Genomic DNA, 13,380 nt, shown 5'->3' with positions numbered 1-13,380 from the left:
TTTTCCTCCCGTTTGATTTGGGTAATAGATAGGAATATAGAACCCTTTCTTGTGAAAGTACCTTAGTACAGGGTGTGAGGAGAACCAGTGATGACAACGGATACGTGCTTGAAATGCGGCAGTCCGATGGGCCGGGGAGAGTACAGTTGCCAGGTTTGCGGAGAAAACGAAATACAAGACTACCAGATGATTCGCAATTACGTGAGAACTTATCCGAATTCGAATGCGATGCAAATTGCCAATGCAACAGGGATATCTGTTTCAAAAATATTGCGTTATATTAGAAATGGCTCTTTGACCGTAGTAGACAATCCGTCCCGCAGAGGGCGATCATGAGAAAAAAGAGAAAAGCCCACAAGCAGTCACGAATGCATTTCGTGTAGCTTTGTGAGCTTTTTTATTTTTGATGCATTCTACAACCAGCGTAGACCTTTTGGATAATGATTTTTGAGTTGCCCCTCTGATTGCTTGCCCCAACCGATGGAGAATCCATCTACAGTAACCAGCGTCCAGCCGCTGTCACCATCACGCGTGAGCGCTTCGCCTTTTAAGTACCGCAACAATTCAGGATCGTCTGCGCCGTACGAAGCGACACGGGCTGCCTCCGCAGCAGAGAGGGCGAGTGCCAAGGCGTGTGCAGGTTCAAATCTGTTCTTTTTTACGGTTCCTAGGTGCAGACCGACGCGCGCGACCTTGAGCTTGTCCCAATCGAGCTCGGGAGCAGGTGAGTAGTAGAGCTGCTCGCCGAACAAAAGAAAAGCTGATTCATCATCGAATGGTTTGGAGAGCGCCGGGAGTGCTTCGTCCGCGAACGTACGCCACGCTGCCAGGGCTTCTTTTCGACCTGCCGGAGCCGATTTTGCCACACGCTTTTCTTTACGCTTCCCGGAAGGTTCATGAACTTCAGCGTTCTCACTCTTTTGCAGCTTGGCGAGGTAATGACCTTCTCCCTGTAGACGATGCGGCCACAATCTGGCTGTCTGGGTGAGCTGCTCGTTTTGCGGAGACGCCCACGCGGGTTGGCCAGCAGAAAAGCAATCTGCATGTGGCAGCGAGACGATCTCAAATTCCGGGTGACTATCCAGAAAGTTAACCAGTGATTGCTCATTTTCCAACGGAGCAAATGTGCAGGTGGAGTAGACCAGCGTCCCGCCTGGCTTCAGCATAGCAGCTGCCGCTTCGAGAATATCGCCTTGCATGACATGGCACTCGGTTACTTTTGCAGGGCTCCAGTCTTCGATTGCTTCGGGTAGCTTGCGGAACATCCCTTCGCCAGAGCATGGAGCGTCTACTAAAATTCGGTCAAAAAACTGGGGGAATCGCTCCTGTAGGCGTTCAGGCGTTTCGTTGGTCACGACGGCATTGGTCACGCCGCAGCGCTCCAGATTTTCTGACAAGGCTTTTGCCCGAACAGGATGGATTTCGTTTGCCACAAGCATTCCTTGTCCACGCAAAAACGCTGCAAGCTGCGTCGATTTCCCCCCTGGCGCTGCACACAGGTCGAGGATGCGCTCACCAGGTTGTGCGCCGAGTGCTTCGGCAGCGGACATCGCGCTTGGCTCCTGCAAGTAGTACATGCCAGCGGAGTGAAAAGGATGCTTGCCGGGACGATCCGGCTCTTTGTAGCGAAAACCATTTTCACACCAAGGGACTGCTTCCAGAGCAAACGGCGAGATTTTCAAAAAATCGTCACGACCCACCTTCAACGGATTGACCCGCAAGCCGTGTGTCACAGGCTGATCATACGAGGAAACGAATGCCTCATAATCGTGTCCGAGCAAGGTTTTCATGCGCTCGGTAAATGGTGTTGGTAAATTTTTTGTCATAACAGCCTCCGATGTCAGATTTTGGCCCCATGTGAAAGGAAAAGATAGAATCATGGCGAATCATAGAGAATGAGGTGAGAGCATTATGGAAGGATCCCGTGCAAAACGCTACCGCTCCCGGCGGAGGAATGACTCGGAAGTAAGCCGGTTTTGGATCATGGGGTTGCTGTTCTCACTGCTGGTGCTCGCTTTTGAATTCTTTATCGAAATACCCGCCGATGCAGATTGGCTGATCGATATGGAGATGGCTTTGTTTTCTGCCAGCTTTACGTTGCTTGCCTTTTATCTGCTCGGACTTACCTTTGCCTTTTCACGCCACCAAAAGGCAGGGAAGATCAATCACCAAATCATCATCTATGTATGGTTGGGTGCGATCTTGTTTCACTTGTTCCTGCTCATCAGCAATTTGTCCAATCAGCATGTGTACAAAGCAGGGATCATTCTATTTTTAGGACCATTGTTTTTAACTGTCTACCATTTTATCACGTACTTGGCAGCTTTGCGCGAGGAGCGTGAGGAGCAGGAGGCAGCTACGACAGCTACGCTCGAGCGTACGGCCTACCAGATGATTCTGGAGGGCGGACGTGTATACAGCGAGTTAAGTCGCCTGAAAACAGAATATCCAGAAGTGGAGCAAATGCTTCGTGCCAACGATTTTCACGATAAACTGGAGCGCTATGCTTTGGAAATGCAGCAGTATTTGCAGGCGAAGCATTTTGAGCGTAAAGACGTGGAGCTCTTGGAGGGTCACTATTATTTCTTGGAAAACTTGCTGAGCTTGGCGAAACAACATCCGGGAATAATCGAGTCCCGCGTATATAGCCGCCGAAGTGACAATTGATGGGTACAAAGGAGAGGGAAGCGGATGTTTTGGAAAAAAGACAAAGGCCTGGCAGAAAAAGAGACAGCAGCGACGACAGTGGCAACTCCCGCAACCACAATGGCAGGACAGCAAGACGCTTGGAAACATGAGCTTCGCGGTGTTTACGAACAGATGGGTGCGATCCTCACTTCGAACCAAGCGGTGAATGCCGAATCCGATCAAATGGTGAGATTAGTGGCGAGGATGAAGCGTGTCGTAGATAATATCCAGGCCATTAACGAGCGGGATGATGAATCTGCGAGCCAGTTGTCCGTTCGAGGAGAGCGCCTGACAAACATCTGTAAACAATCGGTAGCGCGTGCAGATGAAGGCAAGAAGGCGATGACGGACGTTGTGGAAGTCATGAGCCTGCTCGACAAAGAATCGGTCCATACGTCCAAGTCCATGAGCCGCTTGGAAGAGCGCTCTTCGGAAATTACGAGTATCGTCAAGGTAATCAGCGACATTGCCAATCAAACCAACCTTCTCGCTTTGAATGCAGCGATAGAAGCTGCCCGTGCGGGTGAACAAGGCCGAGGCTTTGCTGTCGTAGCAGATGAAGTACGGAAGCTGGCCGAGATGACAGCGAACTCGACCAAGACGATTGCAGAATTGATCGGCAAGATTCAGGAAGAAACAAAAGAAGCGTTGTCCAACAGTGAAAAAAGCAGCAGTGCAATCAAAAATGGACTTTCTATCAGCAAGGATGCTGCAGAGAAGACGGATCAGATCGTGAACGCTTTCCAGGCGCTGAACGTCGAAGTGTCAGGTGTGATGGAAATCATCGCGCAGCAAAAGCGATTTGCTGACGATGTGTCCCAGCAGGTAAATGATGCAAAAGGCTTGCTGGACGAGCTGAATGAAGGCTTGACCAAGCACGTGAGGGACGCCAACGCGGTAGAGCAAATGCTCGCGACGGGCGTAAAGGATGTCAAAAAGTTATTGTGATCATAAAGAAAAAGAATCAGGAGTCCGTATCCAAGCGATGCGGACTTTTTGGTATTTGCTCACGTTGTTTCATTGAAATTTTACATATTCCCGTTTGACTATTAGGAATAGAGTACTATAATCAAAGTAGTATTCTCCATATCTTTCCTTTTTTCGACAAAATCATATCGGCATTCGCTATGAATGGGCAAACCCATTGAAAAGTGGGGACGCAAAGCCACGGGCCTAATGTACACGTTACGATGGCAGCCGGGTTGCCGACTAGCAGTGTATTTTGCTGTTTTAGTTTTACGGCTCCTTTCATGCGAATGGAGCCTATTTAACTTTACAAAAGGGAGAGGTTAAAGCATGTCAATCCTTCAAACACTGGACAAGCAGTACATCAATGGGGAGTGGCGCGACGGACTTGGCGCGAAGACATTGCAAGATATCAACCCTTACAACGGGGAAGTCATCGCAGAATTCAAAATGGCAAATCTGGAGGATATCGACGCGGCTTACAAGGCGGCAGCCAACGCGAAAAAAGAGTGGGATGAAGTGAATGCCTATACCAAATCCCGAATGTTGGAGCGTGCTGTTCACTATATCGAAGAGCATGAAGAGGAAATCATTCAGATCATCATTCGTGAATTGGGTGGAACCCGTCTGAAGGCGTTTTTTGAGATCGGGCTTGTGAAGGATATTATTCGCGAGGCGGCTACGTTCCCGGTACGCATGGAAGGAAAAATTCTTCCTTCTCCCGTAGACGGAAAAGAAAATCGTTTGTATCGGATTCCCGCAGGAGTTGTCGGCGTCATCAGTCCGTTTAACTTTCCGTTCTATTTGTCGATGAAGTCCGTAGCTCCAGCTCTTGGCGCGGGCAACGGTGTCGTCCTCAAACCACATGAGCACACGCCAATCACGGGTGGGACTCTCATCGCGAAAATTTTTGAAGAAGTAGGTCTGCCCAAAGGCTTGATCAACGTCGTGGTGACGGATATTGCAGAAATTGGCGATGGTTTTGTCTCCCACCCGATTCCGCGGATCCTTTCGTTTACAGGCTCTAGCCAAGTAGGTAGCCATATCGCGCAAGTGGCAGCGAAGCATTTCAAAAAGGCGATTTTGGAGCTGGGCGGCAATAGTGCACTGATCGTTTTGGAGGATGCGGATCTCCAGTATGCCGTCAATGCAGCGGTATTCAGCCGCTTTACTCACCAAGGTCAGATTTGCATGTCGGCTAACCGAGTACTGGTTCACCAAGATGTATACGATAAATTCCTCGATCTGTATGTGGAAAAAGTATCTGGACTCAAGGTAGGCGACCCAAATGATCCAGACACAGTAATCGGTCCGTTGATCAATCAACGGCAAGTCACTAACCTGATGGCTACGATCGATGAGGCGATACGCGAAGGAGCCGTTCCTGCACTGAAAGGGGAAGTAAAAGGCAACGTGGTCGAGCCTATCGTTTTGACAGGCGTGACCACAGACATGTCGATTGCCGGAAAAGAGCTGTTTGGTCCTGCTGTTTGCATCATGTCGTTTGCTTCCGAGGAAGAAGCGATTCGCATGGCGAACGAGACCCCATTTGGATTGTCCGGGGCGATTCATACGCGCGATCTGGAGAGAGGTGCCCAGATGGCCAAACGAATTGAGACCGGCATGATTCACATCAATGATGGGACGATCAATGACGAGCCAATTGTGGCGTTCGGCGGTGAAAAGCATTCCGGGTTGGGACGTTTGAATGGTCAATGGAGCTTAGAAGAGTTTACTACGCTGAAATGGATTTCGGTTCAACATAAAAAGCGCCAATTTCCATACTAATGCCAGCAAAATATAGAGGTGAAGAGGGTCATGAACGGATACGAAGAATGGAACGAAACAGAAGCTTCCGAAAAGGGGAAAAACGCAGAACTGCTCGAGGCTTTCATCAAGGTTGCCCCTTATTTAAATGATTTGCTCACCGATGACATTACCATTGGGGTCTACGACACGGAAAAGCTATTGCGCAATGTGCCTGCCGAAACATTTGCGCTACAAGTAAAGCCTGGTGATCCACTTCAGGAAGGAGATGTGATCACCAACGCGATTCGAAAAAACACCAAGCAGGCGATGATGGTCCCCAAGGAATTATTTGGTTTTCCTCTTGTCGCTCGGGCGATCCCCCTGCATGATCACACGGGAAAAGTCATCGGCGGTGTCGGCATTGGTTCGAGTATGGAGCGAGCCAACGAGCTGTATGAAATTGCCGCAAATCTCTCAAGTGTCGTCGAGCAGGTCAGTGCCACCACACAAGAGATGGCCGTGCAGATCGGGAATTTGAACGAGCAAATGAAGGCGATCTCAGAGCAAGCCAATGATGTGAGCCAAAGTACGACTGAGATCGAGCAAATTACACTCGCCGTGAAAAAAATCGCTGATCAAAGTAACATTTTGGGACTGAATGCGAGCATTGAGGCTGCGCGAGTAGGAGATGCAGGGCGTGGGTTCGCAGTCGTTGCGAATGAGGTTCGCAATATGGCGACGGATTCGCGGGCGAATGCAGACAAAATCAAGCACACCACGGATTCCATCCGGGATTTGATATCTCTCCTGCAAAATTCGATTGAATTGATCAATCAAACCATGGAGAGTCAGGCAGCTGCTACGGAGGAAATTTCTGCGACAATGGTCGAAGTGAGCGACAATACACAAAAGCTGGCAGGACTTGCCCAAGAAGTGTTTGAAATAAAGTAAGCCTATACATGTAACGAAAATCCCCTCTCAGGAGTCTAACTTTAGAGAGGGGATTTTTTCCTTTAGTTCTTTTGTGTGGTAGGTAGCGGTTGCTCCAGCATATAGCGATACACCGGGACTTCATCGCCCTTTTCAACGGGCAAGAAGTTAAACGTGACGTAGCTGTCTACTGATTCCGGTTCCAGGGCCAATGCAAGGAAGTTGGCGTTTGGCTGGGCCATGCTGAACACGTAGCTACCCGCAGGAAAGGTTTTCGTTGTTTCTGTTACATTTGCAGTCACTTGATTGGTGAAATGCCCATTCTCGTAAATCGTATTCACCTTGTTTTCCAAAATGGTGTAGCTTTCTACCGCTATGGTCGTTTCTTTTGATAGCTTGCTTACCGAAACACCGAGCAGTTCCAGCTTGGCTGCAACGTCATGGTAGCCAGGAGGCATGAGATAAGCAGTGGGGCGCTCGCGTTCGAGTACGGGATAGGCATCGGTGGAGCTTACCCAGACGATGGGGGTAGACACTTTTTTTGCCGTGGCTAGATCGACCACTTCGAGAGATTGACCCGGTACTCGCTTATTCTCACTCAAGATGACGAGTTTGTCGTTGTCGTTTGCTTTTTTGCCTTTTTCCGTGATTTCTGCGCGTGCCTGGGTTACGGCGGACTTGATTGCTTTGGCGTTGGCTGCTGTTGATTGGATGACAGCAGCGTGAGTCATGGCCTGACTGTATACACGTCGTTCAAAATCGGCGCGTCCAATGCCGATGCCGCGTGTTTCCACCAAAAACGTCAACGTGTTTTTCAGTCCCAAGGCATTGCGTCCGATTCTTGTCTCTGTGCTGCCTTCTGTTGCGGTCACTTTTCCGTCCTTGCCTTTTGCCAGCGTATAGTAAGCGTGATGAGAAAGTTGCTCCTTGTCGAGTGCTTTTTGAACGTCAGCCAAGAGCAGATTGTCTGACATTTTGCGCAGGTTGGCGGGGATATTCAAGTTTTTCGCAGAGGAGATCAGAACATCATAGGAAGAGATCGCGCCTTTTTTTCCAACATCGCGAAGCTGGCTGGAAGAGACGCCGTATTCGTGGGCGTCAAGCACCACATCAGGTTGATAGGCATTGATGGCTTGGTGAACCGCTTGCACCTCAGGATATTCTACCTTCATGTAGTCGCGGTTGGCATCCAGCTCTGTCGCGATGTAGCGTTTGAACTGGTAGGAGCCATCCGGGTTGATGCGAGGAACAATCGCAACGTTTACTTTATCCAGGAGGTCAGCGCCAAGTTTTCCTTCTGCCAGCCATTTGGCGATCACAAGCGCAGATTCACCAGAGGCAGGTTCATTTCCGTGGATTTGTGCCTGTAGCCAGATGAGTGGTTTCTCCTTGCTTTGTTTAAGCTTACTGTGGTCTTTGCTGAACAGAAGCAGAGGGATGTCGCGACCTTCCAATGATGTACCGATGGATAGCAGCTGGATCTCCTTGTTGCGTGTAGCCAATTTGCTTATGTAAGCCATCATTTCTTCCTGGGATGTAAAAGCTTCTTTTCCTTCTTGGAAGCCGGGTGTCCCAAACTGGATAGTTGGCTTGGGAAACAAGCTCTCAATCTGTGCAGGCTGTACATAGGCTGGTCCTATTCCGTAATAAGGAATGTGGGGTTGTGGTTCAGCTTGGGTGGCATGGATGATTGAGGGGCTGGTGAACAGAGATATTACGAGTGCTGTAGAAACAACGTAGCGTACTTTCTTGTCCATAAATTCCCTCCTGCGAAATAAAAGTAGACACCTATGGTTAATTTATCAGATTATTATAAAAATAATAATCGCTACGAAATATTCATTTTAAAGTAGGACTTTCGGTTCTCCTTTAATAGAATAGGGGGATGACATGGTCAGAAAAATCAGCAGAATGCTCCTTTTGATGACGGCCATCGCCGTGAGTAGTTTCTTTCCGAGCCATATTTCTGCAAACGAATGGAAAAAACCAACAGAAACAGAGACTGTTGACCACCTGAATGGGGCGATTCACCAAAAACAAGAATTTCGATTCCCAGATGGTGTCACGTATTGGGCCCATAAAATGACAGGTCAGCGCAATATGATGCCCTCCGTTTTCAGCATCCCGATACAGGGCAACAGTCAGAACATGATGTTCCGCTATCGAGCCTATGATGAGTCGAAGAAACCGTATTGGAAGGTTGTCACGCTTGATCAAGTCCAGACCCTTCCGCTTGCCTCTGGTTTTGTTGAGACAGAGGGCAGGTATATTTGGTTAGGCAAGCCCATTACCTACGTGGATAAAGGCAGAGCCACAATTGAAGAAAAGCCGGCATTGGCGTTGCCAGTCGAAGTAAAACAGACGGCTTCTGGTGTCGAGCTTGTGATCAAGCTGCCGATAAAGGCAGGCTTTATCAGCGAAATGTGGGCGCTCGATTCGAGAGATCCGCTCGTTCCTTGGGGAGAGCAAGCGATTGACAGCGTCTGGATTAACTTGGACGTTACGGAAAAGGCAAAATGGCTGTACGATGGGTATTACTATCAAAGCCCTTCCACGTACGAGCCGACTTCGGAGTCTTCCTTTTGGCGGATTCCCGAAAATTATGTCCTTCGCTCCTTTTTATATACAGGTGGAAGCAAAGCTGCCCGGGATATGGGCTATGTGATGCTGAAAGCGAGCCTGAAGCAGCAGGAGCCTGAGGGGTACTGGAAGACACAGCCGCGCTCTTTGTGGTTAAGTGGCGATTACGGGATACCAGAGGGCTTTTACGATACGAGATTCAACACAGGAGCGGCTGACCTGATGCTCCGGGGCTGTGATCAGTATCAAGAAAAGGACTTTTGTCAATCTGCCAAAAAATATGCCTCTTACTTTCACAATCACGCAGCCATGAACCATTTTGTCATCGCTGGTGTACAGCAAGGGTGGCTGGTTTCCGACTACGCGACAGCAACGAATCCGATGATTCAGACACATGTTTCTTTGAATCATCAGTTGGCGGAAATCAATTTTCTCTACAAAAGCTACCTGCAATTCGGGGATCGGACTGACAAAGATTTAGCGGATAGTATGCTCTACGGTGTCGTTAATCTCGGAGCGCAGTGGATACTCGGAAATGGCGATTTGCATTACGCTTATTTTCCAGACGGGACATTCGGCAGGCCGGACTATCCTTTCTTGACCTACAATGACTTGATCGAAACGCAGCGCTTGTACCGTCAGCTGCACGGGATGGATGAGATGACGCTTGCCATGTTGATTGACAGTAAATTGATGTGGATGCAGCTGAATAATGTTCAGTATCGGTAAGAAAAAAGGCTGAATGGATATGGAATGAGACCCGTATGTTAATGGTGATCGAGTATGTGAAAAGAACCCAGCCGTTTCCCTGTAAGCTTCAGGGAAGCGGCTTCTTAATCATGTGTTGCGCTTTTCAAAGGAGAGTAGTCTTCTCGTTTTTTTCAAATACGTTGATGCTCCCAATACAACGTCCCATTCTTTCGTACCACAAGCAGTGCATCGATACCGTTGACGCTTTACCGGTATCTCGATGACTTCATTATTGATGAGATCTTTGTATATTTGGTGTTTATTATCAGATTTGTGAAAGTTCCCATTCCCACAATGAAAGCAAATGATAGGGGCAACAATTGTAAAATTGCATTCGTTGATAATGATTCTCACCTTTCAGGATGTGTGTCGCACAAAGTTGTAGTAGAAGTAGTGAAAAAGAATAAAGAATAAATAAATTTTCATTAGCACGACCATTTTAACAACGAAATATTGGTTAGTAAACTGCCCAGTTATGGAATAGCAAAGCCTAGACTAGCGAGACACTGTTCGATGTGATTGATCATAAAAAATTGCCGGTTTTCCCTCTCATAGGTGTGACCGGCATACTTAACTAAAGTTGAGAGCATTCTGATCTATTTCCGCAAAGCAAACAAGGTCAAAAAGCTGACCGCCTCCCGCAGCTCTACGCTTAAGCGGCCTGCGATATCTGGCGTAATTCCTTCTTTGTAAACGGGCTCTTCTCCCAGAAGCGTGAAGCCATTTTCGCTCGCCAGCTGTTTGGCTTCCCAGGGCATCATCGTGTTTTGGATCGTCGTCTCTTCATACAGTCTGCGATAGCTATGAGCGCGTGGGCCAGCTGTAGGACCGAGGATACCCAAGACGAGAATTCCTCCGGGAGCGAGCACGCGGTGAAGCTCCAAGAGTGCCTTGAGCGGAGACGGCGTGAATTCCACTACGTTAATCGAGAGCACACCAGAGAATGAATCATTGGCAAAAGGAAGGTTGCTGATGTCTCCTGTCTGAAAATGAACAGAGCCTGGGAAGGAAATGACCCGGTCATGAGCGAGGCGAATCATTTCCCCGGCAATGTCGATGCCCTCCACCTGATAGCCATGCTCTGCAAGCTTGCAACTGGCATAGCCGTCACCACATCCTGCATCGAGAACAGGTCCCGATCCGACAGGTACATGCTTCATAAAAAAGGGGAGGATGGTGCTGCGGCTGCCTTTTTCCCACATGTGCTCACTTCTTTTTCGCCAGTCTTCTGCAAATTGATCCCACTGCTTGGCGGCTTGTTCTGTCCATTGGCTCATCTTTGTTCACGCCTTTCTCGTCGATTGAAGAATACCGTTATGAAGAAAAACTCCGGTCGAGGTGGCCGGAGCTTTTCAAGGTAAGTTGTTTTACGTCAAACGGTTGGGGATATGTGCGACCAAGTCAGCAATTTTTTTATTCTTCAGTGTTTGCATCATTTGCTGCTCGGCGTCAGCCACAACCTGTTGAATCAGACAGGCACTATCGTGATGGAAGCTGCATTCAAACAAGGAGGTCGTCCCTTCAATGGCTTGGATAACATCCAGAAACGAGATATCATCCTGGTTGCGTTTGAGCTTGTATCCGCCATTTGCGCCAGAGACCGAGTGGATCAACCCAGCCTTGACCAGTTTGGTCAGCATTTTGGACAGGTACGTTTGTGAAACGCCTAGCTTCTCTGCCAAAAGCTGAACACTCACGGGTTTATCAGGCGCTTCTGCCACCAGATAGAGCATCGCATGGAGGGCATAGTCTGTTGCCTGTGAATACTTCATTAAGACACCTCAATCATGGACTTAATACATCCATCATAAAGTGAATCGGAAGCATGAGCAAGGGGAAGAGTGGTTCGTGCTGTCATCTGCACTTTCGATGCCCATTTTTGGATGGTGCAACTTGACACAAAAAATCATTAAGAGATATTATGGATATGATAAGTCTGTGAATAAGTTATTTGAAATGATCCAAGTACCGCGAGTTATTTTTTTGTTTTTATCGAGGATATTGCGGGTCTGTAATGGTTGTTTCGATTGACTATTCAACATAAAAAGGGGAGGAAAGTACAAATGAGCATTTGCCACACGACAGATACTACGTTTCAACATGATGTAAAAAGCGAGGGCTATACTCTCGTCAATTTTTGGGCGCCTTGGTGCGGACCATGCCGCTTTTTTGGGCCGATACTCGAATCGTTTGACGGGGAGCATAGCAGCGAAGTGAGAGTCCTAAAGGTCAATGTCGATGAACAAACGGAGATTGCCAATCAGTATGGCATTATGAGTTTGCCAACGACCATTTTGCTCAAAAACGGGGAATTAATCGACAAAGTCGTAGGAGCGGCCCCGCTAGCGGAACTGAAACGATTTGTTTTCCAGAATAGGAAGTAGAAAAACGCAGCGAAAGCCATCGGTCAGCTTGATCGGTGGCTTTTTGGTATTCAGTTGTTACTCGCATGCGTACTTTAATAAATGAAAGCGTTTGAGCGTTTTCGCGTTGTTCTGTGTTCTTGCACGAGGAAGCGCTTCCAATGTACTCTCAAGATAACGACAAAATAATCCCAATTCACAAAATAATGTCAATAATTAAAAAGGAAAGCGGAGGGATAGGCAATGAGCAATACCGATTTTTTCCCGATCCAGGACTGGGACTACTTGGAGTTTTATACAGGGAACGCCAAGCAAGCCATGCACTATTTCACAAATGCGTTTGGATTTGAAGCAGTAGCCTATGCGGGCTTGGAGACAGGTTCTCGGGAAAAGGTTTCCTACGTCTTGAAGCAGAAGCATATGACGTTCGTGATCAGTGGGGCGCTTACGCCTGACAGCCCAATCGCGGAATTTGTGAAAAAGCATGGGGACGGAGTCAAAGACGTTGCCTTGCGTGTAGAGGATTGTGAGCAGGCTTACCGGGAGGCCGTTTCTCGCGGAGCCATTCCGATCATGGAACCGACTGAGTATACCGATGAATTCGGGACGGTCAAAAAAGCGATTATCGGTACGTACGGCGAAAACATCCACTCTTTTATCGAACGAAAAAATTACAAAGGACCATTCTTCCCAGGCTATAAAGCTTACCAATCTCCAGTCAAAGGTGAGGGTACAGGGATCATCGGCATCGACCATATCGTCGGTAACGTTGAGGTCATGGATGAGTGGGTAGAATACTATCAAAAGGTCATGGGCTTTACAGCCGTACAAAATTTCAGTGAGGATGACATCTCGACGGAGTATTCAGCGCTCATGTCCAAAGTGATGCAAAGTGGAACAGGACGCATCAAATTCCCGATTAATGAACCGGCAGAAGGACGCCGCAAGTCGCAGATTCAGGAATTTTTGGAGTTCTACAAAGGGCCAGGCGTACAGCATATTGCGATCCTGACCAACGATATCATCGACACGGTATCGAAGCTGCGTAATAACGGTGTAGATTTCCTCATGGTGCCAGATGCGTACTACGAAGATCTGAAAGAGCGTGTAGGAGAAATTGACGAAGACATCGAGGCGCTGAGAAAGCTGGGTGTCTTGGTCGACAGAGACGACGAAGGCTATCTCTTGCAGCTGTTCAGCAAGCCGATTGTGGACCGTCCGACGCTGTTCATCGAGATTATCCAGCGCAAAGGAGCGCGTGGCTTCGGGAACGGCAACTTCAAGGCACTGTTCGAGGCGCTGGAGCGCGAGCAGGAGCGCAGAGGTAATCTGTAGTTCATTGAGGTAACGAGCA

The 13,380-nt window shown here is 48.3% G+C and carries 12 protein-coding genes and 1 riboswitch; of the genes, 8 read left to right on the top strand and 4 right to left on the bottom strand.

What is annotated here, in order from left to right:
• Window positions 1-90: 90 nt before the first annotated feature.
• A complete protein-coding gene (locus FB479_RS17450; protein WP_048034168.1) occupies window positions 91-336 on the top strand; it encodes a hypothetical protein in 246 nt (81 codons plus the stop codon).
• A gap of 77 nt (window positions 337-413) precedes the next feature.
• On the opposite strand, the gene FB479_RS17445 is transcribed toward FB479_RS17450, so the two are convergent.
• Window positions 414-1,826, bottom strand: coding sequence for an RsmB/NOP family class I SAM-dependent RNA methyltransferase (locus FB479_RS17445; protein WP_142066141.1), 1,413 nt, complete (start codon window positions 1,824-1,826; stop codon window positions 414-416).
• Window positions 1,827-1,911: 85 nt separating this feature from the next.
• Between FB479_RS17445 and FB479_RS17440 the strand changes: the two genes are divergently transcribed.
• The 4 genes from FB479_RS17440 (at window position 1,912) to FB479_RS17425 (ending at window position 6,354) form a co-directional block, all read left to right on the top strand.
• The gene (locus tag FB479_RS17440; RefSeq protein ID WP_106654411.1) at window positions 1,912-2,667 is read left to right on the top strand and encodes a hypothetical protein; all 756 of its coding nucleotides are present in this window, start codon (window positions 1,912-1,914) and stop codon (window positions 2,665-2,667) included.
• Window positions 2,668-2,691: 24 nt separating this feature from the next.
• Window positions 2,692-3,636 carry a methyl-accepting chemotaxis protein gene (locus tag FB479_RS17435; protein ID WP_142066140.1) on the top strand — a complete coding sequence of 315 codons (945 nt, stop codon included), beginning with the start codon at window positions 2,692-2,694 and terminating at the stop codon, window positions 3,634-3,636.
• Window positions 3,637-3,812: 176 nt separating this feature from the next.
• Window positions 3,813-3,898, top strand: a riboswitch (cyclic di-GMP riboswitch).
• A gap of 86 nt (window positions 3,899-3,984) precedes the next feature.
• Window positions 3,985-5,442, top strand: a complete 1,458-nt coding sequence (gene yfmT, locus FB479_RS17430; RefSeq protein ID WP_142066139.1) for a benzaldehyde dehydrogenase — start codon at window positions 3,985-3,987, stop codon at window positions 5,440-5,442.
• Between the two features lie 30 nt (window positions 5,443-5,472).
• Window positions 5,473-6,354: a methyl-accepting chemotaxis protein gene (locus tag FB479_RS17425; RefSeq protein WP_106654414.1), complete on the top strand. Its 882-nt coding sequence runs from the start codon at window positions 5,473-5,475 to the stop codon at window positions 6,352-6,354.
• Between the two features lie 62 nt (window positions 6,355-6,416).
• Here FB479_RS17425 and FB479_RS17420 read toward each other — a convergent pair whose 3' ends face one another.
• Complete coding sequence (locus FB479_RS17420) at window positions 6,417-8,090, bottom strand: M14 family metallopeptidase (protein WP_142066138.1); 1,674 nt, start codon at window positions 8,088-8,090, stop codon at window positions 6,417-6,419.
• Window positions 8,091-8,223: 133 nt separating this feature from the next.
• Between FB479_RS17420 and FB479_RS17415 the strand changes: the two genes are divergently transcribed.
• Window positions 8,224-9,642: a hypothetical protein gene (locus FB479_RS17415; protein WP_106654416.1), complete on the top strand. Its 1,419-nt coding sequence runs from the start codon at window positions 8,224-8,226 to the stop codon at window positions 9,640-9,642.
• A 617-nt stretch (window positions 9,643-10,259) separates the two neighbouring features.
• Here the strand turns inward: FB479_RS17415 and FB479_RS17410 are convergent.
• Both FB479_RS17410 and FB479_RS17405 read right to left on the bottom strand, forming a co-directional pair.
• On the bottom strand, window positions 10,260-10,940 hold the full coding sequence (locus tag FB479_RS17410; RefSeq protein WP_142066137.1) for a class I SAM-dependent methyltransferase: 681 nt from the start codon (window positions 10,938-10,940) through the stop codon (window positions 10,260-10,262).
• Window positions 10,941-11,030: 90 nt separating this feature from the next.
• On the bottom strand, window positions 11,031-11,435 hold the full coding sequence (locus tag FB479_RS17405) for an RrF2 family transcriptional regulator (protein ID WP_056489675.1): 405 nt from the start codon (window positions 11,433-11,435) through the stop codon (window positions 11,031-11,033).
• A gap of 291 nt (window positions 11,436-11,726) precedes the next feature.
• Here FB479_RS17405 and trxA point away from each other — a divergent pair, with 291 nt between their 5' ends.
• Window positions 11,727-12,047 carry a thioredoxin gene (gene trxA / locus FB479_RS17400; protein WP_142066136.1) on the top strand — a complete coding sequence of 107 codons (321 nt, stop codon included), beginning with the start codon at window positions 11,727-11,729 and terminating at the stop codon, window positions 12,045-12,047.
• A gap of 222 nt (window positions 12,048-12,269) precedes the next feature.
• Window positions 12,270-13,361, top strand: a complete 1,092-nt coding sequence (hppD, locus tag FB479_RS17395) for a 4-hydroxyphenylpyruvate dioxygenase (protein WP_142066135.1) — start codon at window positions 12,270-12,272, stop codon at window positions 13,359-13,361.
• Window positions 13,362-13,380: the final 19 nt, after the last annotated feature.

It is taken from the genome of Brevibacillus sp. AG162 (assembly GCF_006715575.1).
GTDB classification, from domain to species: domain Bacteria; phylum Bacillota; class Bacilli; order Brevibacillales; family Brevibacillaceae; genus Brevibacillus; species Brevibacillus brevis.
The sequence above is the reverse complement of the archived record's forward strand: the minus strand, read 5'-3'. Positions and strand labels throughout refer to the sequence as shown.